The organism is Veillonella parvula, assembly GCF_902810435.1.
Classification (GTDB): domain Bacteria; phylum Bacillota; class Negativicutes; order Veillonellales; family Veillonellaceae; genus Veillonella.
Genome location: NZ_LR778174.1, coordinates 1,337,100 through 1,363,878 on the forward strand (window position 1 = coordinate 1,337,100; position 26,779 = coordinate 1,363,878).

The following is a 26,779-nucleotide window of genomic DNA, read 5'->3' on the forward strand; positions in this document are numbered from 1 at the left end:
AACCAGTACTAATACTTACTGCGTCACTTCGTTTCTAGTAAGCAAAGCCACCGCTTCGACATGTGCTGTCATAGGGAACATGTCAACAGGTTGTACTTCTTCTAGTTCATAGCCATAGTGTGTGAGGATTTCAATGTCACGCGCCATAGTTGCTGGGTTACAGGATACGTAGACAATGCGTTTTGGTTCCATACCTGCAGCAGAGGTTAGTACTTCTTCTTTACAGCCCGCTCGGATTGGGTCGAATACGATGACATCTGGTCGTACGCCTGCTTTATAGAGTTTTGGCATTTCTACAGCCGCATCGGCGACGATAAACTCTGTATTATCATAGCCATTGCGTCGGGCGTTTTCACGAGCGTTGTTAATAGCTGGTTCTACGATTTCTATGCCAATAACATGTTTTGCCTTATGAGCTAAAAACAATGAAATGGTACCTGTTCCACAGTACGCATCGATAACAGTTTCCTCCCCTTTTAGGTTCGCATATTTTAGTGCTTGATCGTAAAGGACTGTAGTTTGTTCTGGATTAACTTGGAAAAAAGAGTGAGGTGATAAAGTAAACCGCAAGTCTTTAATATGGTCTGTAATAGTCCCATCTCCATAAAGGATGCGATTTTTAGGTCCAAGAATAACATTTGTACGCTTACCATTCACGTTATGAACGATTGTTTCCACTTGAGGCACACGTTCAGTCAGGTTTTTAACCCACTTTTCTTGATGCGGTAAGTTATCTGTTGCGGTTACAAGAATAACCATCCATCCAGATTGTCCAATACGACCGATTACATGGCGTAGTATACCTTTGCCTGTATGTTCATTATAAGGTTCGATATCAAATTCTTTAGCAATTTGATAGCAGGCTTGAGCAATGCTATTATTGCCTTCATCTTGTATGGGACAATTCGTGCCTTGCACGATATCGTGAGAACCCATGGCATAAAATCCCATGAGAATATCACCTTTAGTACCACCTACAGGCATTTGCATTTTGTTACGATATGCCCAAGGGTCTTTTGGACCTAATGCGGGTTTCACAAGTTCTGGGTTTTGATGTCCAATGCGTTCTATAACATCTTTCACCTTTTGTGTTTTTAGTGAAAGCTGCCCTTCATAGGTAATATGTTGTAATTGACAACCACCACAGAATCCGTAAAGATCACAACTGGCATCGATCCGATTCGGCGCCATAGTAACGATTTCCAAGAGTCTACCTGTAGCATACGTTTTTTTCACCATAGTAATAGATACTTTCACTGTTTCCCCAGGTAAGGCAAAGGGAACAAACACTGTAAAGTCCTCTACGCGACCTACCCCTTCGCCACTACTGCCAATACCGTGAATGGTAACTAATACTTCGTCCCCAAGTTTAACAGGGGCATTTAAAAGAGCTTGTTGTTTTTTAGATACAGAAGTATTGGTATTTTGTTGTCCATTATAATGATTGGAATTCTGTTTCCCATTAGATCGATTTTTATTCTGTTGTTTAAATTTCGATTTATTCTTACGAGATGTACGACTTGTACCATTCATTACGAGTCTCTTTTCTTCCAAATTTTAATCATACCAGTTACAATGAGTACAAAGAATACCGTTCCAAATTTCACCAATAACTCTTCCCCTTGAATATAGGGAACAAGGAGTGGATCTTCTACAATCATTTCACCAGCAACCCAACCTAATAAAGCACCACCAGCCCAAAGGATGACAGGAAACTTATTAATGATACGAGCAAATAGTGTAGAGCAGAACACAATGATTGGAACAGTGATTAACATACCAACAATAACGAGCTCTAAATGTCCTTTAGCGGCACCAACTACGCCAATTACATTATCGATACTCATCATCGCATCAGCCACAATGATTGTCCAAATGGCTCCCATTAAGGAATTCTTAGCTTCGATATGTGCATCTTCATCTCCACCTTTTAAGAGTTGAATGGCAATCCATACAAGTACAAGTCCACCACCTAAGTGAATAAGAGGAATTAAAGTAAGTGCTTCTACTAAAAGAGTGGCAAATACAAGGCGCATTCCAATAGCCCCCACTGTACCCCAGATAACAGCTTTCTTTTGTAATTCTGGTGCCAATTTACCCGCTGCCATCCCAATAACAACGGCATTATCCCCGGCCAATAATATATCGATCAAAATAATTTTGCTAATCGTTATCCACGTTGCAACTTCTAAAAATTCCATTCTATACTTACCTCAATTCACTCTGCTAATTCTATAACTATCCCTTAACTATACCACAAATTCTCTATTTTCTCATCTAAAAGAAAGCTCTTAGACTACCACTGTTATTCTTAAGATTAGCCTATAAGGTTCATTATAATGACTATACTTTTACGAAAAAAATATCTCTCCTCCTACGACTAGAAGAAGAGATATATTACATTATTTTTTAAGTTTCTTTACTAACAAAGATGCCCCTACTACGAGAATAACAGCACCAATTTTAATGAGTAATGCATACGGTTCTACGGTATGTGAAATTAATTTATCTTCCACACTCATCGCTGCACCCACCCAGGCAAGGATACCGCCACCAACGTAAAGGATGATTGGAAAGCGTTCGATAACTTTTACAAATAAAGTACTACCATAAATGATAATAGGTACTGTAATAAGCATACCGACAGCAACTAATGTCATATTACCACTAGCGGCACCAACTACACCAATAACATTATCAATACCCATAATTCCATCTGCAATAACAATGGTCATGATAGCAGCGCGCAAATTATCTTTAGCCTCGATATTGTGCTCGCTATCATCATCAACAACAAGCTTGTAACCGATCCATAAAAGAAGGATACCACCAACTAAACGAAGAGCAGGAATATTGTTCAATGCCTCTACAAATAGGAATGCCATAACAAGACGTAAAATAATAGCGCCAGCTGTGCCCCAGAAAATCGCCTTCTTCTGTAAATGTGCGGGTAGGTTGCGAGCCGCCATACCAATAACGATGGCATTATCACCAGCTAATAAAATATCAATAACGATGATTTGAAGCATCGCTAATAAGCCTTGTACAGTTAAGATGTCCAATGTATCCTCCTTAGAATAAAACAATAGTATATATATTATAATCGATATAGTAAAGTAGTGTAAAATTCAATTATCAACATATATATACGTTTTTATCATAATTCTTTCTTATTAAATAAGATAGTTTATATAAGGTCATTTCTCCCCTTACATAATCACAATATGGGCTCTATTTTTTTTATAAATTTAATTCCTTTTTCCCTTAGGTTTTGGCTATTAAATTAAGCTACTTTATGATATGGTATAGTATATCGTTACTAGGGAGGTTAGTATGTATCAAACATATTCTATACTGCAAAAATTATGGTTGTTTATAAAACTATTTACTCCAATGTGCATCACTCAATTTTCCCTGATTGGGGCGACCTTTATCGCCATCTTTTTAACGGGGCAATATAGTACGACTGATTTAGCTGGTGTTGCTACGGGATATAATTTATGGCTCCTCTTCTATATCTTTGCACAAGGTACATTAATGGGTATCACACCAATTATTTCTCAACTATTAGGAGCTAAGAAAACAGATGATATTCCAATAATCTTTCATCAAGGCCTTTTCATCGGTACAGGACTAGCATTTTTAATTTTACTAATCGGTATATTCGGCTTACGGCCTTTATTGACATATTTAAATCTTGAGCCGGCCGCCACCGAGGTATGTATTAGTTATCTGAAAGCCTTTGCACTTGGTTTATTCCCATTACTCTGGGTAAATACCTTGCGTAACACTGTCGATTCTCACGGATTAACGCATTACTCCATGGCCATCGTCTTTACAAGCTTTGTGATTAACGTATTCTTAAATTATGCACTCATCTTTGGTCATTACGGTTTTCCTGAAATTGGTGGTGTTGGTGCTGGCTACGGTATTGCTGGTGCCTGTTGGACAAACTTAGTTCTATTTAGCTTAGTCATTCTATTGCATCCTAAGTTAAAAGGCTATCGCATCTATAAAGATTTCCATAGCCCGAATTTTCACTATATCCGTGAACAATTACAAGTTGGTATACCCATTGGTTTTTCTATCTTTTTTGAAGCTAGTATCTTTAGCATTGCTGGGCTCTTAATGGTTCACTTTGGATCTGCTGTAGTAGCAGCTCATCAATCTGTCATTTCTTTTACTAATGTATTCTACTGCTTACCATTAAGTATCGCCATGTCCGCTACCATTGCCGTTGCCTATGAACTCGGTGCAGGACGAAAAATAGAAGCTATCCAATACTCTTATATTTCTCGTGTATTAGCCATCATCATAGCCGTTCTCATTTGTGCCTTTACGTTCACTCATATGGATAATATTGCGGATCTATTTACAAATGATGATGAAGTATATGAACTTATTTATCAATTCCTTGGATATGGCGTATTCTTTGCCGCTATCGATGCCATCGGTACTCCATTACAAGGTATTCTAAGAGCTTACAAGGATGTAAAAATAGTGCTTTACATCTCCCTCGTATCGTATTGGGGCGTATGTTTCCCAACAGCTTATACCCTTGCCAAAAATCCTAATTATGGACCATTTGGCGTATGGATTGGGTTGTTGGCTAGCGTAGTAGTTGCGGGTATATTATTTACACTTCGCACATACTACATACAACATTACAAACCTAGAACTATTGTAAAATAATAAAATCACCTATTGATTACGCTCAAGTGTAAGTAATCAATAGGTGATTTTTTTATTTTAGAGCCTCTTGTTTCTCTACTTTGGACATACGGAAGAAATTATATAGCGCTTCTGCCGTCTTATAATTCATAGATTCTACATTTGCAAGTTCATCAATAGATGCCTCTTTCATGGCCTCTAAACTATTAAAGTGAGCCCATAAGGCCTTACGGCGTTTAGGCCCGATACCTTCAATATGGTCAAGAATAGATTCAAGATTTCGCTTACCGCGCAACTTACGGTGATAGGTAATGGCAAAGCGATGCGCTTCATCACGAATTTGTTGAAGTAATTGAAGCTCCGGCGTGTGATGACTCAAAATGATACTTTCAGATTGTCCCTCTACAAAGACCTCTTCAATACGCTTAGCCAAGGAGATAACTGGCACATCTGTAACACCAACGGCACGGATTAACGGCAAAGCCGCATTGAGCTGACCTTTACCACCATCGATGATAATAAGATCTGGCATAGGCCAGTCTGTTTCATTCCCGTAACGACGTTCCATGATTTCAGCCATCGATTTAAAATCATCAGGTTTACCTTGTGTGGTTTTCAGTTTAAAGCGGCGATATTCTTTCTTCGCAGGCTTGCCACCTTCAAAAACAACCATAGAAGCCACCGTTTCAGTTCCTTGTGTATGAGATATATCAAAACACTCCATACGTTCGGGTAAACGTGGTAAGTCGAGAATCTCGGCTAGCTTCTTAACCGCCCCGCCAGTCTTATCGATTTGGTGCTGCCACTGACGACGACGTTCTTCAAGGAAAGTTTCCGCATTTTCATGAGCCATCTTGATCATATCCATCTTATAGCCACGTTGTGGCACAGATACATCTACGTGTTGACCTTTTAACTGTGTAAACCATTCCGTTAATAAGTCCCTATCTGTACTCTCCATAGGTAGTAGTAACTCTTTAGGAATAAAGTTTGTATCTCCATAGTATTGCTTGATAAAGTCCGTCATAATGGTTTCTGAACTATCGCCATCATGTTGCACAAAGTAATTCTCACGGCCTAACAGACGACCACCGCGGATGAATAGCAACTGTACACAGGCCATCGATGTATCTACAGCCAATCCTAAGACGTCTAAGTCGCCACGTTGAGTAACCATGCGTTGTTTTTCTTGTATCTTTTCAATGCTAGACAATTGATCACGATAACGTGCCGCATCTTCAAAGCGCAAATCTTCTGCAGCAGCCTCCATCTTTGATTTAATTTCCTTTAGCAATGGTATAGGTTTACCTTCAAAAAGTTCTATGATTTCGTCAATATACTTCCGATAATCGGGTACCGATATTTTATTAAAACACGGTGCCTCGCAATAATGCATATGATACTGTAAGCATGGGCGTTCTACCTTCATAGATTTACAGGTCCGCAATGGATAGTACTGTCGTATTAATTTCAGTACCACATGAACAGATGTGACATCTGTAAAAGGGCCAAAGTACTTAGCTCCATCACGCTCTAGGCGACGCGTCATATATACTCGAGGATAGTCCTCTTGCACTGATATTTTAACATAGGGATACGTCTTATCATCACGAAGCCTAATATTATATTTCGGTTCATGCTCCTTGATAAGTGTATTCTCCAAGATGAGCGCTTCCATCTCCGTTTTTGTTTGAATGACTTCCACATCGACGGCTCGTTTCATCATGGCCGTAACCTTTGGTGCGCGGTTCGCATCGTTACGTACATAGGAACGCACACGGTTGCGCAGATTAATAGCTTTACCTACATAGATGATGCGGTTATATTGATCACGCCATAAATAGACACCTGGCGTCGTTGGCAGATGACTGACCTTTTCCAGTAATTCTTCAGACGGCATGTTTCCTCCTTTCCTTGTAGATTACAAGAGAATAGCTTACACACTTCTTTAAATAATGCCCTTCATGAGTTGAAGGATGTAGTCTATTCTCTTTATGATTTTTCTTTTATAGAAACTTAATTATATGTACTATTTTATTTCTTATGCTTTGCTGCTTTCATAAATTTCTTAGTCTGTTCCAATACAGGACCTAAGAATTTGCCGGTATAGCTTTCTTTCACCTTAACAATTTCCTCAGGCGTACCAGTTGCCACGATAGTGCCTCCGCGATTACCACCTTCAGGACCAAGATCAATAATGTGATCAGCCATCTTAATAACATCTAAATTATGTTCGATAACAACAACTGTATCTCCGCCCTCTACAAGTTGTTGCAATACATGTAACAACTTACGAATATCTTCAGCATGAAGACCTGTAGTAGGCTCATCGAGGATGTATAGCGTTTTACCGGTGCTACGACGCGCTAGTTCTGTAGCTAATTTAACCCGTTGAGCCTCACCACCAGATAATGTAGTAGCCGCCTGACCTAAACGGATATACCCAAGGCCAACCTCTTGGAGGGTAACCATCTTACGGTTAATTTTAGGGATGGCACTAAAGAATTCTACCGCATCATCAACTGTCATATCTAATACATCAGCAATGGATTTACCTTTATATTTAACCTCCAAGGTTTCACGATTATATCGCGCTCCTTTGCAGACTTCACAAGGCACGTATACATCTGGAAGAAAATGCATTTCAATCTTGATAATACCATCACCACGACAAGCTTCACAGCGGCCACCTTTTACGTTAAAGCTAAAGCGCCCTTGTTTGTAACCGCGCATCTTTGCTTCCGGTGTTTGACTATAGAGCTCGCGTATGGCATCGAATACACCCGTGTATGTAGCTGGATTGGAACGAGGTGTACGGCCAATCGGACTTTGATCAATATTGATGATTTTATCGATATGTTCAAGACCACGGATTTCTTTATGAGCCCCTACTTTGTGGTTAGAGCGATATAATTGATTAGCTAAACCTTTGTAGAGAATTTCATTAATCAAGGTAGACTTACCAGAACCGCTGACACCAGTAACAACATTAAACAAGCCAATAGGGAATTTTACATTTACATTTTGTAAATTGTTTTCCTTAGCACCGCGAATTTCAATGCAGTTCTTACCTGGTTTACGGCGTTCTTCCGGAAGAGCGATAAATTTACGACCACTCAAATACTGACCAGTAATGGAGTTTTCTACCTTCATCACTTCCTTAACAGTACCTTCTGCAATGATTTGACCCCCATGTTCACCTGCTCCAGGACCGATATCTACTAAATAATCGGCAGCACGCATCGTATCTTCATCATGTTCTACAACGAGCAAGGTATTGCCTAAGTCACGTAACCCTTTTAATGTATCGATGAGTCGATCATTATCGCGTTGATGTAAACCGATAGATGGCTCATCTAGGATATATAATACACCTACTAAGCCAGAGCCGATCTGTGTAGCTAACCGAATACGCTGTGCTTCACCACCAGATAATGTGCCTGCACTACGGTTCATTGTTAAGTAATCGAGACCTACATTATTAAGAAAACCTAGACGAGCATTGATTTCCTTTAAAATTTGAGCACCAATCACTTGTTCACGTTCAGTTAACTGTAGATTACCAAAGAAATCGAGTGCTTCTTTAATAGTTAACTGCGTTACTTCGTTGATATTCTTATCCCCTACAGTAATAGCTAATACTTCAGGTTTAAGACGAGCCCCATGACATGTAGTACACGGCTTAATAGACATAAACTTTTCAAATTCTTCACGCATAGAGTCTGTAGAGGCTTCACTATGACGGCGCTTAACCATCGGTAAAATACCTTCGTACTCAGTAAAGAATTCCTTTATCTCACCTCTCATATTTTCATAGGTGAAGCTTACCTTATCCGTCGTACCGTACATCACCTTTTTCTGTAATGCTTTCGGCAATTCATCATAGGTGGAGTCTAAGGAATATCCATTAGCTTTTAATAGACCTTCTACTTGACGCATAAACCAAGCATTAGGATTGGAGCTCAAGGCTTGCACGCAACCATCGGCAAAGCTAATAGATCCATCTGGAATAACGCGCTCCTCATCAACCTCCATAGTAGAACCAATCCCTAAACAAGATGGGCACGCACCAAACGGACTATTAAAAGAGAACATACGTGGTTCAATTTTAGGTAATGAAATATGACAATCTGGGCACGCAAAATGTTGGCTATACATGTGTTCAGGTCCGTCTACCTCTTGAATCACAACGATGCCTTCTGCCCATTTTGAAGCGGTCTCCATAGAGTCAGCCAACCGAGATTCAATGCCTTCTTTTACAACGAGACGGTCCACAACGATATCGATGGAATGCTTCTTATTTTTCTCTAATACAATTTCTTCGTCCAAGGTACGCACTACACCGTCTACTCGAGCACGAACAAAGCCTTCCTTGCGAAGTTGTTCAAACACCGATTTATGTTCCCCTTTTTTACCTTGAATCATAGGGGCCAGCACTAAAACCTTTGTACCTTCGGGAAAGCTCATTACATCGTCGGTCATTTGTTGTATTGTTTGCTGAGTAATAGGCTTACCACACTCTGGACAGTGTGCATGACCTACGCGTGCAAATAACAGACGTAAATAGTCGTAAATCTCCGTTACGGTACCAACCGTAGAACGAGGGTTGCGACTCGTCGTCTTTTGGTCGATAGAAATGGCTGGAGATAAACCTTCAATATAATCGACATCGGGTTTATCCATTTGTCCCAAAAATTGACGTGCATACGCAGACAGGGACTCAACATAACGTCGTTGCCCTTCTGCGTAAATCGTATCAAATGCTAGGGATGATTTACCCGAACCACTGAGGCCAGTTAAGACGATAAACTGATCACGTGGTAAGGATATATCAATATTTTTTAGGTTATGCTGACGCGCACCTTTTACAATCAATTGATCTTTCATTATCTTTCCTATTTAAAGAGATGATACCAAACGGCATCATCTCTCTGATTACTAACATGAAATAATATATGTATATTATCGCACATATAGTCTATATAATCTATGTGTTTTCTTACAATCTTCTAAAATTGCTCCTAAGATTTACTTTTTGGACTTGTCCGCTTTCTAGATTTGGTAGAAACTGGCTTCTTCAACTTGCTATCTCCTGCACTATGCATATCGGACCATTGTTGACGTAATACGCCCAATTGATCACGTAACTTAGCTGCGGTTTCAAATTCAAGTTGCTTGGCGGCGGCCTTCATTTGACGATCTAGCTCTTCAATCTTATTGTACAATTCTTCCGGTGTTATATCTGCCACCTTAGGTGTTGATGTATCTTGAACATATGGTTCGTGTCCATGATCCATGCCCTCTGAGGATTTTTTTTGTTTTCCTTTTTTCGGTGAAAGTCCCTTTCCATCGGTAACCATATCTTCTTCGATTTTCGTTAATTCGATAAGCTCTTTTACATCTTTAGATACAGATTTAGGCGTAATATTATGTTCAATATTATAAGTCTCTTGCACGGCACGACGACGATCGGTTTCATCGATAGCTCGTTGCATAGAACCTGTTACACGATCTGCGTACATGATAACATGACCATTCACATTACGGGCCGCACGACCTATAGTTTGAATCATAGCCGTATCGGAGCGCAAGAAACCTTCCTTATCCGCATCTAAGATAGCAACTAAGGAAACCTCTGGCATATCGAGGCCTTCACGAAGCAAGTTAATACCAACTAATACATCGAATACGCCAGCCCGCAAATCACGAATGATTTCGGCCCGCTCAATAGTAACAATATCGGAATGAAGATAGCGAACTCGTACGCCCATTTCCTTCAAGAATTCCGTTAAGTCCTCAGCCATCTTCTTCGTCAATGTCGTAACAAGAACCCGTTCGTTCTTGGCAGCTCGTTTGTGAATTTCTCCAAGCAAGTCATCCATTTGCCCCTTAATAGGACGAATTTCTATAGATGGATCTAATAGGCCCGTAGGACGTATGATTTGCTCTGCAATATTCGTTTCTACTTCCATTTCGTATGGACCAGGCGTTGCCGATACGTAAACAATTTGATTGATACGCTCTACAAATTCATCGAATTGAAGCGGTCTATTATCGAGTGCAGAAGGAAGGCGGAAACCGTATTCTATAAGAGATTCTTTACGCGCACGGTCACCATTGTACATGGCCCGTATCTGAGGCATCGTCACATGAGACTCGTCCACCATGATGAGAAAATCATCTGGGAAATAATCAATCAATGTAAACGGTGCTTCCCCAGCCTTGCGTTCAGACATATGACGTGAATAGTTTTCGATGCCCGAGCAATAGCCCATTTCTTGCATCATTTCTATATCATAACGGGTACGCTGTTCTAAGCGCTGAGCCTCCAATAGACGGTCAGCAGCCTTTAACTTCGCTAACTGCTCATCTAGTTCGGCTTCTATACGCTCTACGGCAATATTCATCTTCTCTTTCGTCGTCACATAGTGAGATGCCGGATAGACAGCAACGTGTTTGCGTTCCGCAATAATTTCACCCGTCAAGGAATCTACCTCTACGAGGCGGTCGATTTCATCACCAAAAAGCTCCACCCGAATGGCTCTTTCACTATAAGCGGCAGGGAAAATATCAATCGTATCCCCTTGTACACGGAAGGTGCCGCGAATAAAGTTCATATCATTTCTCGTATATTGAATATCTACGAGTTTAGATAAGATTTCATCGCGCGATTTCGTTTGACCTAAGCGTAAGGACAATACAAGATCAGAATAGTCCTCAGGGTCACCTAAGCCATAAATACAGCTAACAGAGGCAACGATAATGACATCTCGGCGCTCAAATAGGCTCATCGTAGCGCTATGTCGCAGTTTATCGATTTCATCATTAATAGACGCATCCTTCTCGATATATGTATCACTAGAAGGAATATAGGCCTCCGGTTGATAAAAATCGTAGTAAGATACAAAATATTCTACCGCATTATTAGGGAAGAAACTTTTAAACTCGCTACATAATTGAGCAGCCAAGGTTTTATTGTGAGCAATGATCAAGGTCGGCTTTTGAACTGCCTCAATAACCTTGGCCATTGTAAAGGTCTTACCAGTACCAGTGGCACCGAGCAAAACTTGGGCCCATTCACCGCGTTCAATGCCTTCCGTTAAGGATTGAATCGCAATAGGTTGGTCCCCTGTAGGTGCAAAGGGCGCCTCCACTTTAAATGGTTGGCCCCCCTCGTAATTATATGTACTATGCTTCATTACTGTTCATCCTGATGTTTACGGATGGCTTTCATTTCTTCATCCGTCAAACGACGACCTACATTTTCCGCTTGATTCAACGTATCCTCACCTTCTAAGACTTCGATGAGCATAGCAATAGAAAAGCGATCTAGTGTAGGTGTGGTCTTCTGGATTTCATCAGCCATCATCCAATCTGATTCAGTATAGTTATTAATACGTTCTGTAATTTCTTCCCAGTTTGAAAGTAGCAATCTCGTAATGGGGCGATATAGTTCAATACCGAAGTACTCGATTAAGCTAACTATCTTATTCATATTTTCTAGGCTAACATTACATTCATTTTTTTTATTTTCAGATTCTACATATTCAAGTAAGAATTCCCGGTTATATTTATTTGTCACCTTGAATCATTCCTTTATTAAATAGTGCATTAGCAAATTCTTTTGCATTAAATGGACGCAAGTCATCCATACCTTCGCCAACGCCAATCCAGCGTACGGGTACGCCCAGTTCCTCTTTAATAGAGATAACTACGCCGCCTTTTGCTGTACCATCTAGTTTAGTTACTACAATACCATTTACTGGTACAGCTTGACCAAATAATTTAGCTTGGCTTACTGCATTTTGACCCGTAGTACCATCTAAAACGAGCAATGTTTGATGCGGCGCACCTTCTACGTGGTTATTCGCTACGCGCCCCATCTTTTTAAGCTCTTCCATAAGGTTAACCTTAGTATGTAGACGACCAGCCGTATCTACGATAACAAGGTCTGCATTACGAGCTTTCGCAGCTTCCATTGCATCATATACAACGGCAGCAGGGTCTGCGCCTTCTTTATGTTTAACAATCGGCACACCAACGCGATCAGCCCAAATGGATAATTGGTCAGCTGCAGCGGCACGGAATGTATCACCTGCAGCAATGATAACCTTTTTACCTTCTTTAGTATAATAGTTAGCCAATTTAGCGATTGTCGTTGTTTTACCAACACCATTTACACCAACTACGAGGATAACCTCAGGATGGTGCAAAGTAATTTCATCTTCTTGATCGATGAGCATTTCCGTGATGCGGTCTTCCATAAACGGCATTACATCGCCTGTATGATTAATGATACCTTCTGTTACACCACGACGAATTTCTTTCATCAAGTATTCTGTCGTCTTAGGGCCTAGATCACTAGTAAGCATAACTGCTTCTAAATCATCTAAAAAATCATCATCGATTTGCGCATAACCAATAACGATGCTTTCTACATTTTTTACAAAAGACTTACGAGTTTTCTCTAAACCGTCTTTAATTCTATCAAAGAATCCAAATGCCATTATGCTAGATCCTCCTTCACATCTTCAAATGCTACTGTTAATAATCGCGATACACCGCGTTCCACCATGGTTACCCCTTGAAGTACTTCGGCAGCTTCCATCGTCTTTTTACGGTGAGATACAACGATAAATTGTGTTTCTTTATTTATTCGATTTAAGTAAGAGCTAAATCGTTCAACATTAGCTTCGTCAAGCGCCGCGTCAACTTCGTCAAGCACACAGAACGGAGCTGGACGATAGTCAAGGAATGAGAACAATAAAGCGATAACCGTAAGAGCACGCTCACCACCCGATAAAAGTGTCAATTGTTGACGCTTTTTCCCTGGTGGTTGAATGTAGAAGTCGATACCACCCGTCAAGATATTATCTGGATCAGTAAGTACAATTTGCGCAGTACCACCGCCAAACAATTGGCTGAATACTTCTTGGAATCTACGGCCTACCACATCCAATACATCATATAGCTGTGTACTCATCGCCTTATCCATTTCGGCAATAACCGCCTGTAATTGCGCCTTTGCCGTATCTAAATCAGCTAATTGTGTGGTTAAGAAATCATAGCGTTCTTTAGTCTCTTCGTATTCCTCAACGGCATTTGGATTGACTGGACCCAATTCGGCAATTTCGGCTATCAAACGAGCTTGCTCATCCTTCCAATCGCTAACGGAGCCTTCAATGCGAAGGACTTGAGCATCTTCCAAAGTAAAGCCTAGCTCTTGTAATTCTTCTACAAAGCGCTCACAGTCCATGCGATGACGTGTAATTTTACCTTCCATATCAACAAGGCGACCTTGCACCACTTTGTAGCGTTGATTCAATCGGTCTTGCTCACTGAGGATAGATTCCATTTCCTCGCGCCCCGTAGATGTTTTATCATAAGCTTCATCGCGAAGGGCACGTAATCGTTCAACCTCAGCCGTAGCAGAGGTCAACTCTTGTTCTGCAACTTCCTGAGCCAGAGGGATATCCTCTTCATAGCGTTGTGTAGTACTAACTAACAAATTACGAAGTGGTGTTAAACGCTCAATAATACTAGAAATAGACTGATTACGCTGTTCACGTTGTGATTCCCGTTCCTGAATGGTATGTCGCAAGGTATCACAAGTAAGGCGAGCTTCTGTAAAAGCTTCATACGCCTCTTGTTGCACCTTTTGCAACACGGTTAATCGACCCATCAACGCCCCTTGATTACCATCCATACCATGATCCTCTTGCAAGGAAGCTAATGCTGTTTCTTGATCTTTCAAGTTAGCTGTTGTAGTAGCCAAATCAATATCAATTTGTACTAAACGTTGCTCTTCTTCATGGAGAACACGTTTCTTACGATCCAGCTGATTTTGTATATTTTGTACCTTTGTTTCACTAGCCACATAGAGTAAGTTCGTATGTTGATAGCTTTCATCAAGAGTCGCTTGATCCTTTTCAGTCTCTTCAACCCGTTTTTCAAGGCTTTCTAAGTTAGCTATTAAGGAGCGAATTTGTTCTTCAATTTGTACCAGTTCTTGTTCAAGACTAGCAGCCTCTTCCTTGCGGCTCAATACAGAAGCACGCTTACGTTTTGTGGCACCACCGGTTAGAGAACCACCAGGTTGAAATTGTTCCCCTGTAAGAGTTACGATGCGCAATTGCTGATTGTATTTTTTCTGTAATCCAATGGCATCATCCATGGAAGACACTACCAAGGTGCGCCCCAATAAGTATTGGAAAATATGGGCGTATTTATTATCAAAAGAAATACAATCAACAGCAGTGCCTAATACACAGCTTTCATGTAAAGCCGGTGTATCATATGGTTTACCTTTAACAGAATCCATCGGCAAAAAGGTTACGCGACCACCTTGGATAGATTTCAAATAATTGACACCCTCCGCAGCAGCGCGAGCTGTAGTAGTTACAACGTGGTTAACACTACCGCCTAAGGCCGTTTCGATAGCCGTAGTATATTTCTCCTCTACCGTAAAGAGATCGCCAACAGCGCCCGTGATCTGTTCGCGCCAAGAACCTTTACCATTGAGGATGTTCTTTGTGCCTTCTAAGTAACCTTCGTGCTGTTCCTCCCACTGTGCTAATAGTTCTAATCGACCTTTTGCACGTTGTTCTTGAGTGCGCAGCTTTTGTAATTCCTTACGCTCTTCACGCGCTTTCATGACCGCATCCTTAGCATCATCAACGAGGGCTTGTCGTTGAGCAGATAAGGCATTAAACTTTTGACCTAGCGCTTCAAATTCAGAACGAGCGACTTGTAGTTCACTATCTACCTGTGCTATTTCAGATTCTAGAATAGCACATTGATTTTTACTTTCCCCCTTGCGAGCTTCTAAGCTCCGAATACTAGCCTTAGCCGTTTCAATAGCACTCACAACTTCTAATTGACGTTTCTCAAAAGCCTCTCGATTGGATTGCAAGGATTGGAACTTAGCTTGTTCTGACCTTACATCTTCAACAGCCTTTTTGTAACTCGCTTCTAATTCTTCTAGATTAGACTCTTTTTCTACTAATTGAGCACTTTCATCTTGAATCAATTGATTTAAGATGCGCAATTGTTGCTCCTCGCCCTTTTGCGTAGCCTCTAGCTCGCTAATGCGCATAGACGTTTCATCTAATTCACGGCGCGCTGTTTTTAGTTGCTCTTCTAAGAGACGTAAATGACCAGATAAGCGTTCTTCATCGCGTTGCTTTTCAGTATATTGAGCCTCCCACAACTTAAGCTGTTCCTGCTCTTTTGACGAGGACGATTGCAATTCGTGACGACGAGCCTCTAATTTAGACAATTCAGTTTGAAGCTCAATTTCTTCATCTTTAAAGGCAATATTATCGTTTTCAAAACGTGTTAAAAGACGATCAGAGGTCTTATAATTGTGGAAGCCTAATGCCCCATCATAATCGCGCTTTGCGCGGCTTAAGGTCATATATTTTTTAGTCTTTTCCGCTTTTTCAGACAAAGGTCCTAATTGCTCTTCAATGGTAGCCATTACGTCTCGTACACGCTCCATATTACGATCTGTACTGGCAATACGACGCAATGCATCTTCTTTATTGATCTTAAAGCGAGAAATACCTGCTACATCTTCAAAGATAAGGCGCCGTTCTTCAGGTTTAGAATTTAAAATAGCATCAATTCGGTTCTGCCCAATGATAGCCATGGAGTCTCTACCAAGACCGGTATCTGCTAGTAAAAGATGTATGTCCTTTAAACGACAAGATCGCTTATTAATGAGGAACTCACTTTCACCAGTGCGGTATATACGGCGTGTAATGGCTACCTCAGCCATATCTATATCTAATTGTTGGTCACTATTGTCAAACACAAGTGTAACCTCAGCAGCGCTCATAGGTTTGCGCTTTTCCGTACCAGAGAAAATAATATCCTCTGCTTTTTGACCGCGCAAATTACGGACATTGGATTCTCCCAATACCCATTTCATAGCATCCGTAATATTACTTTTACCACTTCCGTTAGGACCAATAACGGCAGTCATTCCTGGTGAGAATTTTACAATCGTTTTATCCGCAAACGATTTAAAGCCCTTTAATTCCAACCGAAGTAATTGCATGACTGCCTCCTTTCTACCAACAACCCTAAATAATCATATCTTTTATTATAACACATATTGCAGGCCATCAATACAGCAACGAACGGTATTTCTCGTGCGTTCTTCACACCATTCAAATGCATACTGCGGATACTGAATCTGAAAGTATTTAACGTTTCGATTATTAAGGCCTCGCACCTTAGATGTTAAGCATCTCGGATAAGAAATAACAATATTATGCTGTACTGCAATACCATTATTCCTAATATAATTTGTTCTATCATTATTAGTGTTATCTATATATCCACTATTATCAGCATTATAAGCACTAACTCCACTAAATCCTAGATTTTCATAAGTAGCGTAGTCAGTTAGATTAAAACAATCGTTACTTAGTGCGTACGTATACTGAGATGCATGCTCATCAATACAACGTTCAATTCGCTGCTTATACTGTTCGTTCACAACCAGCTCCCCCATAGCGGGCTCATATGGCCCCGCTACTAAGCTATTCCTAGAATCTAATTCTTCTGTACTTTGTAAACCCGTGCGAATGACTTCAATGCCATGCTGTTCAAACCAATCTTTTAAAAATGAACAATACTGTATAGCTAGCTCAGTACTTAGTGGTTTATATTCTCCAGCTCTATACTGTTCGGCTAGCTCTGTATTTTCTATAACTAGTACGGGATAGATACGTACAAAATCAGGTCGTAATGCGGCTACTGCAATGGCCGTTTCTATTATGGTTTGCCAAGTCTCTCCTTTTAGTCCCGGTAAAAGTTGAACCCCAACGGTCATATCACGATGTTTTAATCGTGTAACAGCCTCTACTACCTCTTGTGCCGTGTGCCCCCTCTTAGCATCGACTAAAATACCATCATTCATAGACTGCACGCCAAGTTCTACAGTTTTTACTCCATAAGACTGTAATAATGTAATCGCTTCATCACCTACAGCATCAGGTCTTGTAGAGCAACGTATGCCATCAATGATTCCCCGTTGAAGTATTTCATAGGCAGGCATTAATAATTTATGTTGTAAATCTTTAGGAATAGCCGTAAATGATCCCCCATAAAAGGCAACCTCCCAAAACTTCTCGCACCGTTTTGTGCCTACATAGTCTTTAATTGTTTGTTGTATATAATCTGGAGTTAGGTGACTAATACCAGATTGGCCCGTAATACGAGATTGATTACAAAATGTACACACATAGGGACAACCTACGTGAGGTATAAAAAAGGGGATCATACCAAATGGTTTCATAAACACCTCCTCTTCTTATGTAAAAATTATTACTCATCTACTATTATATAAATTATTACTCACATACTATTATACAGAAAAAAGCGCCATTCGGCGCTTTTCTATTTATCAGCCATCAACTTTTCTAAAGTCAATTGAGCCGCATGTTGTTCTGCAATTTTTTTACTTTTACCAGAGCCGGCCTCGTAAGTAACACCATTGATTTCAACCTCCATATGGAAGGTTTTAGCATGGTCGGGACCACTTTCACTGAGCAAATGATAGACAATATGTTTATCCCCATCTCTTTGCACATATTCTTGTAATAATGTCTTATAATCTTTGCCCCGTTTACCTTCTAAGGCTTGCATGATATAGGTAGTTAAATGCTTTAAAACAAAGGCCATAGCCGTTTGATAATCTGTAGAAATATAAATGGCACCGATGAGAGACTCAAAGGTATCCGCTAATATAGAGTTTCGATCGTTACCACCGGAAGCGCGTTCTCCATGACCGAGCAATAAATATTGTCCTAGTTGCAAAGAACGACTCACAGATGCTAAAGAATCCTCACACACTGTAGCGGCCTTAATTTTCGTTAAATTACCTTCAGCCATATCTGGATATGTCTTAAATAGGTATTCCCCAATAATAAGATCCAAAACAGCATCGCCTAAAAACTCTAATCGCTGATTGTGATGAATATGCTTTGATTTATGTTCATTCGCATAAGAAGTATGTGTAAAAGCACAATCTATAATGGATATATCTGACACAGGTATGTCTAAACGAGCAACAAGCTCATGAAGAGATTCTTCACGAGCTTGTGTTATCTTACTCTTATGCGTTTCGATAGTAACCATTAAGCTTCATAACGGCGAATGCAAAGTGTACCGTTATGACCACCAAAACCGAAAGAGTTAGAAAGTGCACATTTTACTTGAAGTTCACGTGCGCCTTCACGAACATAGTCCAGATCCAAACCTTCATCAGGATTGTCACAGTTAATTGTAGGGTGAACTTTACCAGTTTCGATAGCCATCGCCATTACGATAGTTTCGATAGCACCAGCAGCACCTAACAAGTGACCTGTCATGGATTTTGTAGAGTTAACAGCGATATTTTTAGCGTGATCGCCGAACAATTCTTTAATAGCCAATGTTTCATTTTGGTCATTAAGGCCAGTAGATGTACCATGAGCATTGATGTAGTTAACGTCTTTAGGATCAATACCTGCATCTTTAATTGCTAATTCCATACATTTCCGAGCTTGAACACCACCTGGAGCTGGTGCAGTGATATGGTAAGCATCACCATTGCTACCATAGCCCACAACTTCAGCATAGATATGCGCACCGCGTGCTTTTGCGTGTTCTAATTCTTCAAGAACTACGATACCAGCACCTTCACCCATTACGAAACCATCGCGGTCACGGTCAAATGGACGGGACGCTTTTGTTGGTTCGTCATTGCGTGTAGACATAGCTTTCATAGCCGCAAAACCAGCTACAGCAGCCGGAGATACCGCAGCTTCAGTACCACCAGCAAACATCACATCAGCATCACCACGTTGGATGATACGGAATGCATCGCCAATCGCATTTGTACCAGAAGTACAAGCAGTTACGTCTGTAATAACTGGACCTTTAAGACCAAGGCGAATAGATACGCGTGCAGATGTCATATTTGCAATCATCATAGGTACTGCAAATGGACTTACGCGGCCAGGACCTTTTTCGAATAATGTTTCATACACCTCATGGATAGAGTCAATACCGCCTATACCTGTACCAACTACAGTACCACAGCGATCTAAATCTGCTTTATCTAAATCAAGATCAGCATCTTCACAAGCAAGAACAGCTGCACCGATAGCAAATTCTACAGAACGGTCCATACGACGAGCTTCTTTCTTATCTACCCCATAGTTTGTAATATCAAAGTCTTTTACTTCACCCGCAATGCGTGTTGCATAGTCAGATGCGTCAAAGCGTGTAATCGGCCCAATACCAGATTGACCTGCCAATAACGCATTGTAGAAGTTCTCTTTACCGATACCTACAGGAGTCACTGCCCCTAAGCCAGTAATTACTACACGTTTTTCCAATTATTCCACCTCTTATAGCTATACAGCCCTTTAAATTAATCAATCTCTGCTACTTGCTGTTTTAATTGAGCAAAGATATCTTTAACTGGCATAATCCTATCGACTTTTCTCATATTATTGCCAGAGAACACCAACCCCGTTTCCACATCACCTTGTTGTGCGCGAGAAAGAGCACGGATAATGCAGAATTTATGGGAACAATGTTTTAAACAGTTATCACACACCGTTGGAGGCGCTACAGTACCATCTAAAACAGATTCAGCAAATTTGTTTTTTATTGCTTGACCAGGCAAACCAACAGGACTTTGAATCAATACTATATCCTCAGGGTTTGTAGCTCGTACATACATTTTTTTCAATTCATCAGATGCATTACATTCATCAGAAGCAGCAAAACGGCTACCCATTTGAACACCACTAGCACCGATTTTTAACATTTCAACGATATCACGGCCATCTAGAACACCACCAGCAGCAATTACTGGAATGTTTTTTACCGCTGCTACAACTTCGGGAACGATTTCTCGAGCGGAACGATCCGTCCCCAAGTGTCCACCAGCTTCACAGCCTTCTACGATTACAGCTGCAGCACCTAAACCTTCAGAAATGCGAGCTAATTTTGCGGACGAAACAATTGGTACAATAGGAGTACCAGACTCTTTGCCCATTGCGAACATATCTCTTGAAAAACCAGCACCTGCTACTACAAGATCAATGCCTTCTTCGATGGCAGTCTTTACTAAGCCAGCAAATTGAGTTGCTGCTACCATCGCATTTATACCAATAATACCCGTAGGTGATAATTTTCTAGCTAATTGTATTTCGTATCGTAATTCATCGAAAGGCAAGCCCGATGCCGCAATAAGGCCGATACCACCTTCATTTGCAACGGCTGCTGCCAAGCGAGCTGTAGACAATCTAATCGCCATACCACCTTGAATAATAGGTACTTTGGCCACTAGATTCCCAATGCGAAGTTCAGGGAGCTTCACTATCAAATCCTCCTGTAAATAAAACCGGTTGGGAGGCCACTCGGCCTCCCGTTCGGTTGAATTGTTAGCTTTACAGCTTATTTAGCAGAATCAATATATTCTACTGTATCCTTAACGGTTTTAATTTTTTCTGCAACGTCGTCAGGGATTTCAACATTGAATTCTTCTTCAAATGCCATGATCAATTCAACGATATCTAAGGAGTCAGCGCCTAAGTCGTCGATGAATGTAGAATCAATGGTAACTTCAGCTTCATCAACGCCTAATTGTTCCACAACGATTGCTTTAACTTTATCGAAAGTGTTCATTAGTGGTTCACCTCCTTTCAAAGTGTATTTATATATAGTCTAATTTTACAACTACATTACCATGCCACCATCAACATTGATGACTTGACCCGTAATATAATTAGCAAAATCGCTAGCAAGGAATGTTGCTACTGTTGCTACTTCTTCGGCATCAGCCATACGGCCCAACGGAATTTGAGTAACCATAGCTTCTTTAACTTTTTCTGGTAATACATCAGTCATATCTGTATTGATAAAGCCTGGTGCAATAGCATTAACTGTAATACCACGGCTAGCCAATTCTTTAGCACAGGATTTAGTAAAACCAATTACGCCCGCTTTAGAAGCAGCATAGTTAGTTTGACCAGCATTACCTATAACACCAACAACAGATGTCATGTTAATAATATGACCAGAACGTTGTTTCATCATGATTTTAGATACTGCTTTAGTTACCAAGTAAACACCTTTTAGGTTGATATCGATAACAGCATCAAAATCTTCGTCTTTCATTCGCATTAACAAACCGTCACGCGTAATCCCCGCATTATTCACGAGAATATCAATGTGACCAAATTCTTTATGAGCTTCTTCCACCATGGAAGCAACTTCATCAGCATTGGCTACATTAGCTTTAATTTTAATGGCTTTGCGGCCTAACGCTTGTACAGCTTCAACAGTTTCTTGCGCTGCACCTTCGCTACCGCTATAGTTTACAACAACATCAGCACCAGATTGTGCTAGATTGATAGCTACAGCGCGACCAATGCCACGGGATGCGCCAGTTACAATGGCTACTTTACCCTCTAAATGCATTTTATCGAACCCCCTTCAAAAATTCAAGCGTTTTCTCTAAGGATGCAATGTCTTCAACATTGGCTAATTCCATATCTTTGTTAATCTTTTTAGTAAAACCTGTAAGTACTTTCCCAGGCCCCACTTCAACAAAGCGAGTAACACCAAAGTTTACCATTTCAGCTACACAATCTTCCCATAAAACAGGGTTAGCGGCTTGAGTAACTAAGGACTCTTTAATGTCATTGGCATTAGTCAAAATCTTGCCAGTAACATTTGCAACTACAGGAATTTGTGCATCACTCACTTGAATCTTATCCAACTCTTCCTTTAAACGAAGAGCTGCTGGTCCCATCAAACGGCTGTGGAATGGAGCACTTACCGGAAGCATTACTGCGCGTTTTGCACCTGCTTCTTTCATTTTTTCAGCTGCTGTTTCCACCGCTGCAGTTTCACCGGCAATAACGATTTGTCCAGGGCAATTGAAGTTAACTGCTTGTACAGAACCTACAGAAGCATTTACATCTTCACAAATTTCTACAACTTGCTCACGAGGTAATGCCAAAATTGCTGCCATAGCGCCTTTACCCAATGGCACAGCTTCTTGCATATATTCACCGCGTTTATGAACTACATATACTGCGTCTTTAAAGTTCAATACACCGGCTGCTACTAGAGCACTATACTCACCAAGACTATGCCCGCCTACGATGTCAGGCGTAAAGCCTTGTTCTTTTAGAATTTCATAACAAGCTACGGATGCAGTCAAAATAGCTGGTTGTGTATTTGCTGTTTTAACGAGCTCTGTATCAGGACCTTCAAAGCATAATTTACTGATGGAATAACCAAGTGCCTCGTCAGCTTCTTCAAAACGTTGTTTCACAATAGGGTACGCATTATACAAATCTTGTAACATGCCTACTTTTTGAGAACCTTGACCAGGAAAAACAAATGCCGTTTTCATTAGGGGCCTCCTTATTTACTAAGACCTTGAAGATTCTTAATCACAGTTTCAGCTTCAGTCATAATATCTTTAATGATAGTTTCACATGGTTTAACATCTGTTAACATACCAGAAATTTGACCGATCATTACAGAACCTTCTTTTACATTACCCTCAATAGCAGCTAAACGAAGTGTACCAGCACCTAATGCTTCCAATTCCTCTTTAGATCCACCACTGAATTCAAGGGATTTATATTTATGAGCTAACGCATTATCTATAATACGTACAGGATGACCTGTTGTTAAACCAGTCATAACTGTAGCACGATCTTTTGCTTTCAATACAGCGTTTTTATAATTTTCATGGGCAATACATTCTTCGGATAATACGAATCGTGTCCCCATTTGTACCGCTTTAGCACCTAATGCAAATGCCGCAGCCATACCACGACCATCTGCAATACCTCCGGCAGCAATAACTGGTACATCTACAGCATCAACTACTTGAGGAATTAATGCCATAGTTGTAATATCACCTACGTGACCACCAGACTCTGTACCTTCAGCAATAATTGCATCAATACCACCACGTAATAAGCGCTTTGCTAGTAATACTGATGCAACTACAGGAATAACTTTTGTACCAATTTCTTTCAAAGCGGGAACATAAACACCAGGATTACCTGCACCTGTAGTGATAACAGGAACACGTTCTTCCACGACTACTTCCATAACCTCTTTTACAAATGGAGACATGAGCATGATATTACAGCCAAAAGGCTTACTAGTGCGCTCTTTTAATTTATGGATTTCATTACGGAAAATATCAGGAGGCATATGACCAGCACCAATAATCCCAAGTCCACCAGCTTCAGAAACGGCTGCCGCTAATTCTGCAGTACCGAGCCAAGCCATGCCACCTTGAAAGATTGGATACTCAATCTGCAATAAATCACAAATGTCAGTCTTAATCATCTTGATGTGTCCTCCTTAATACCATTTCAAGACCAGGCTTGCCCATGTTAGGCCTGCACCAAATCCTGCAAACGCAACATTATCACCGCGTTTGAAACGTCCCTCGCGATTAGCTTCATCAAGTGCAATCGCTACAGACGCGGCAGATGTATTACCATACTTATGTAAATTAACAAAAACTTTTTCCATCGGCAGATGTAAACGTTTGGCTGCCGAATCAATAATACGAATATTCGCTTGATGAGGAATGAAGTAATCTAATTCATTTAACTCCATATCAGCACGTTCTAAGGATTTTAAAACCGTGCGTCCCATCGTTTTAACGGCAAATTTATATACTTCAGGGCCATCCATATGAATAAATGTTAAGCCCTCTTCTACGCGTTGATCATTTGCTACTACAGCAGTGCCACCTGCAGGAATGCAAAGCGCTGATCCTCCAGTGCCATCGGCGCCCATGTCAATACCTTTAATGCCATAGCCTTCAGGTACTTCAGATACTACTGCAGCCCCAGCACCATCACCAAAGAGGATACATGTACCACGATCATTCCAGTTTACTCGACGAGAAAGAATTTCTGCCCCCACAACGAGTACTTTTTTATAAATACCAGAGCTAATATAACTAGCAGCAGTAATCAATCCATATACAAACCCAGAGCACGCCGCTTGTAAATCATAGGCTGCAGCGTTTTTAGCTCCTAAGTTTGCTTGCAATACACAAGCTGCCGAAGGAATAATCATATCTGGTGTTAAGGTAGCAAAGATAATCATGTCGATATCCTCTGCAGAGACATTAGCCATTTGCATAGCTTTTTTTGCTGCCTCGGTCGCCATATAGGATGTATTCATACCTTCCGGTGCAATGCGTCGTTCTTCTATACCCGTACGCTCTCTAATCCATTGATCATTGGTATCAACCATTTTTTCAAGATCAAAGTTTGTTACTACATTGTCAGGAAGGAAGCTCCCAGTACCAATGATTCCTACAGGTTTATTCATCATAGTCATACTTTAAGGCTCCTTCAATATCCATCGTTTCTCTTATGTGTTGAATAATTTTACGCTCTACTAAATCACTAGCAATTTCAATAGCAGTTTTTATTTCTTTTGCTTTAGAACTACCATGAGCAATCATGAATACCCCATTAACTCCTAAAAGTGGAGCACCACCATTTTCTGTGTGATCCAAACGTTTTGCCATCTTTTTCAAGGCTGGCTTTACAAGCATAGCTCCTATCTTGGCAAAAATACTTCCTGCCATAATGCTATCCTTTACTAATTGCGTAAGACCTGTTACTAACCCTTCCGCAAATTTAAGTACCACATTGCCTACGAAGCCATCACATACGACAACATCAACGGCACCTTTAGGAATATCGCGACCTTCAATATTTCCTTTAAAATTGATAGTCTTCATACCCTCCAAAATCGGATACGTCGCCAATACGACATCGTTCCCCTTTGTGGCCTCTTCACCAATATTTAACAATCCCACAGTAGGATTTTCTTTTCCTAATAAAAGCTTAGCGTATTCAGACCCCATTAAAGCACCTTGTACAAGATGTTTAGGTTTACTATTAGAATTTGCACCAGAGTCTAACATAACTGTTATACCACTTACCGTTGGCATTGGAGTTGCAATGACAGGGCGATCAATGCCTTTAATGCGACCGAGCCCAAACAAAGCCGCTGCAACAGCAGCTCCCGTACTACCTGGAGCAATTACAGCATCACAACGATTATCACGAACCAACGAAGTAGCGACCACAACAGATGCATCTTTTTTCTTGCGCAATGCTTGACCTGGATGTTCATCCATGCCGATTACCTGGCTAGCATGATGTACAGAAATACGTGGATTCTTAGCTTCATTATTAGCTTCTAATATATCAAAAATTTGCTGCTCATCGCCGACGAGCACCACTTCAATGTGTTGATTTGCTCGTACGGCTTCAATGGATCCAAGTACAGTCTCCATTGGAGCAAAGTCGCCACCCATGGCGTCTATTGCAATTTTCATAATTTACACCCTATTCTCTACGGATTCCATAATAAATTTTGCGCGAAACACTTCTTTTATTTTATCTCTTATTATAACCCAAATAAAGAACTTATTACCTCGGCGACGAACAATTTCTGCTTTCGCTACCAAATTAGTACCAGATCCTACCGGGTTCTTATATTTTATATTTCCAACTTCCGCAGAGCAAACAGTCGTCCCCATAACCACTTTTGCAAGGGAATTTGCTTGAGCATATAAATACTGCGGTTCTACATATCCGAATTGATCTTCCATATCAGCCGTAGTACGCAACATAGATAATGCTTGGTGCCCCTCGGTGACATCAATCAATTCGCCAACCACTTCATATGATACATGTTCTGCCATTTCATGTGATTGACCTGTAGCCATAACACGAATGCGTTCACGCAATTCAGGAATACCCAATTCTAGTCGATCGAGACGAATTGTTGGCACACTTACACCAAAGTGTGTTGCCAATTCTTCATCAGTAAGAAATGGCGTAATATTCAGTTTTTCTTGTAACTGCTTCTGGCGCTCTTGCTTCTTTAACCGACTCATGGGACCACCTTTTATGACCTAGTATTAATATTACATCCTAAGTATATACAATAATTCCCTTATTGGCAAGACTTTTCATACATATAGTAAGAAATTTTCATAGCATATACAAAATATAGTTGTTTTTTTATATTT

21 protein-coding genes are annotated in these 26,779 nt (G+C 40.6%); 1 reads left to right on the forward strand and 20 read right to left on the reverse strand.

Annotated elements, in window-relative coordinates; all coding sequences use genetic code 11:
- Positions 1–15 precede the first annotated feature (15 nt).
- From rlmD to FNLLGLLA_RS06100, 3 genes are all read right to left on the reverse strand, one after another.
- The gene (gene rlmD, locus FNLLGLLA_RS06090) at positions 16–1,533 is read right to left on the reverse strand and encodes a 23S rRNA (uracil(1939)-C(5))-methyltransferase RlmD (protein ID WP_004693470.1); all 1,518 of its coding nucleotides are present in this window, start codon (positions 1,531–1,533) and stop codon (positions 16–18) included.
- The gene (locus FNLLGLLA_RS06095) at positions 1,533–2,201 is read right to left on the reverse strand and encodes a TerC family protein (protein WP_156697474.1); all 669 of its coding nucleotides are present in this window, start codon (positions 2,199–2,201) and stop codon (positions 1,533–1,535) included. The genes rlmD and FNLLGLLA_RS06095 overlap by 1 nt, the downstream gene beginning before the upstream one ends.
- A gap of 201 nt (positions 2,202–2,402) precedes the next feature.
- On the reverse strand, positions 2,403–3,062 hold the full coding sequence (locus FNLLGLLA_RS06100; protein WP_039964892.1) for a TerC family protein: 660 nt from the start codon (positions 3,060–3,062) through the stop codon (positions 2,403–2,405).
- 271 nt (positions 3,063–3,333) lie between these two features.
- Between FNLLGLLA_RS06100 and FNLLGLLA_RS06105 the strand changes: the two genes are divergently transcribed.
- Positions 3,334–4,692, forward strand: a complete 1,359-nt coding sequence (locus FNLLGLLA_RS06105; protein ID WP_156697473.1) for an MATE family efflux transporter — start codon at positions 3,334–3,336, stop codon at positions 4,690–4,692.
- Between the two features lie 52 nt (positions 4,693–4,744).
- On the opposite strand, the gene uvrC is transcribed toward FNLLGLLA_RS06105, so the two are convergent.
- The 17 genes from uvrC to fapR form a co-directional block, all read right to left on the reverse strand.
- Entirely contained in the window at positions 4,745–6,571 is a 1,827-nt protein-coding gene (gene uvrC, locus FNLLGLLA_RS06110; protein WP_156697472.1) for an excinuclease ABC subunit UvrC, read from the reverse strand.
- A 134-nt stretch (positions 6,572–6,705) separates the two neighbouring features.
- Positions 6,706–9,558: an excinuclease ABC subunit UvrA gene (uvrA, locus tag FNLLGLLA_RS06115; protein WP_156697471.1), complete on the reverse strand. Its 2,853-nt coding sequence runs from the start codon at positions 9,556–9,558 to the stop codon at positions 6,706–6,708.
- Between the two features lie 134 nt (positions 9,559–9,692).
- Positions 9,693–11,870 carry an excinuclease ABC subunit UvrB gene (gene uvrB, locus FNLLGLLA_RS06120; protein WP_101928179.1) on the reverse strand — a complete coding sequence of 726 codons (2,178 nt, stop codon included), beginning with the start codon at positions 11,868–11,870 and terminating at the stop codon, positions 9,693–9,695.
- Positions 11,870–12,253, reverse strand: coding sequence for a hypothetical protein (locus tag FNLLGLLA_RS06125; RefSeq protein ID WP_008600675.1), 384 nt, complete (start codon positions 12,251–12,253; stop codon positions 11,870–11,872). The genes uvrB and FNLLGLLA_RS06125 overlap by 1 nt, the downstream gene beginning before the upstream one ends.
- Positions 12,243–13,178, reverse strand: a complete 936-nt coding sequence (gene ftsY, locus FNLLGLLA_RS06130) for a signal recognition particle-docking protein FtsY (RefSeq protein ID WP_004693455.1) — start codon at positions 13,176–13,178, stop codon at positions 12,243–12,245. Before ftsY ends, FNLLGLLA_RS06125 begins: the two co-directional genes overlap by 11 nt.
- A complete protein-coding gene (gene smc / locus FNLLGLLA_RS06135; RefSeq protein WP_024061461.1) occupies positions 13,178–16,732 on the reverse strand; it encodes a chromosome segregation protein SMC in 3,555 nt (1,184 codons plus the stop codon). The genes ftsY and smc overlap by 1 nt, the downstream gene beginning before the upstream one ends.
- Positions 16,733–16,777: 45 nt before the next feature.
- Entirely contained in the window at positions 16,778–17,977 is a 1,200-nt protein-coding gene (locus FNLLGLLA_RS06140) for an elongator complex protein 3 (protein ID WP_101928178.1), read from the reverse strand.
- A 101-nt stretch (positions 17,978–18,078) separates the two neighbouring features.
- Complete coding sequence (gene rnc / locus FNLLGLLA_RS06145) at positions 18,079–18,819, reverse strand: ribonuclease III (RefSeq protein ID WP_004693448.1); 741 nt, start codon at positions 18,817–18,819, stop codon at positions 18,079–18,081.
- Positions 18,819–20,063 carry a beta-ketoacyl-ACP synthase II gene (fabF, locus tag FNLLGLLA_RS06150; RefSeq protein WP_004693446.1) on the reverse strand — a complete coding sequence of 415 codons (1,245 nt, stop codon included), beginning with the start codon at positions 20,061–20,063 and terminating at the stop codon, positions 18,819–18,821. The genes rnc and fabF overlap by 1 nt, the downstream gene beginning before the upstream one ends.
- Before the next feature lie 35 nt (positions 20,064–20,098).
- On the reverse strand, positions 20,099–21,055 hold the full coding sequence (locus FNLLGLLA_RS06155) for an NAD(P)H-dependent flavin oxidoreductase (protein ID WP_008600668.1): 957 nt from the start codon (positions 21,053–21,055) through the stop codon (positions 20,099–20,101).
- Positions 21,056–21,132: 77 nt separating this feature from the next.
- On the reverse strand, positions 21,133–21,363 hold the full coding sequence (locus FNLLGLLA_RS06160) for an acyl carrier protein (protein WP_004693441.1): 231 nt from the start codon (positions 21,361–21,363) through the stop codon (positions 21,133–21,135).
- A 51-nt stretch (positions 21,364–21,414) separates the two neighbouring features.
- Positions 21,415–22,158, reverse strand: a complete 744-nt coding sequence (gene fabG, locus FNLLGLLA_RS06165; RefSeq protein ID WP_004693439.1) for a 3-oxoacyl-[acyl-carrier-protein] reductase — start codon at positions 22,156–22,158, stop codon at positions 21,415–21,417.
- Position 22,159: 1 nt separating this feature from the next.
- Positions 22,160–23,101, reverse strand: coding sequence for an ACP S-malonyltransferase (gene fabD, locus FNLLGLLA_RS06170; RefSeq protein ID WP_101928177.1), 942 nt, complete (start codon positions 23,099–23,101; stop codon positions 22,160–22,162).
- 11 nt (positions 23,102–23,112) lie between these two features.
- A complete protein-coding gene (gene fabK, locus FNLLGLLA_RS06175) occupies positions 23,113–24,057 on the reverse strand; it encodes an enoyl-[acyl-carrier-protein] reductase FabK (RefSeq protein WP_008600662.1) in 945 nt (314 codons plus the stop codon).
- 15 nt (positions 24,058–24,072) lie between these two features.
- Positions 24,073–25,068 carry a beta-ketoacyl-ACP synthase III gene (locus FNLLGLLA_RS06180; RefSeq protein WP_008713708.1) on the reverse strand — a complete coding sequence of 332 codons (996 nt, stop codon included), beginning with the start codon at positions 25,066–25,068 and terminating at the stop codon, positions 24,073–24,075.
- The gene (gene plsX / locus FNLLGLLA_RS06185) at positions 25,052–26,080 is read right to left on the reverse strand and encodes a phosphate acyltransferase PlsX (protein WP_004693432.1); all 1,029 of its coding nucleotides are present in this window, start codon (positions 26,078–26,080) and stop codon (positions 25,052–25,054) included. The genes FNLLGLLA_RS06180 and plsX overlap by 17 nt, the downstream gene beginning before the upstream one ends.
- A gap of 3 nt (positions 26,081–26,083) precedes the next feature.
- Positions 26,084–26,644, reverse strand: coding sequence for a transcription factor FapR (fapR, locus tag FNLLGLLA_RS06190; protein ID WP_004693429.1), 561 nt, complete (start codon positions 26,642–26,644; stop codon positions 26,084–26,086).
- Between the last annotated feature and the right edge of the window lie 135 nt (positions 26,645–26,779).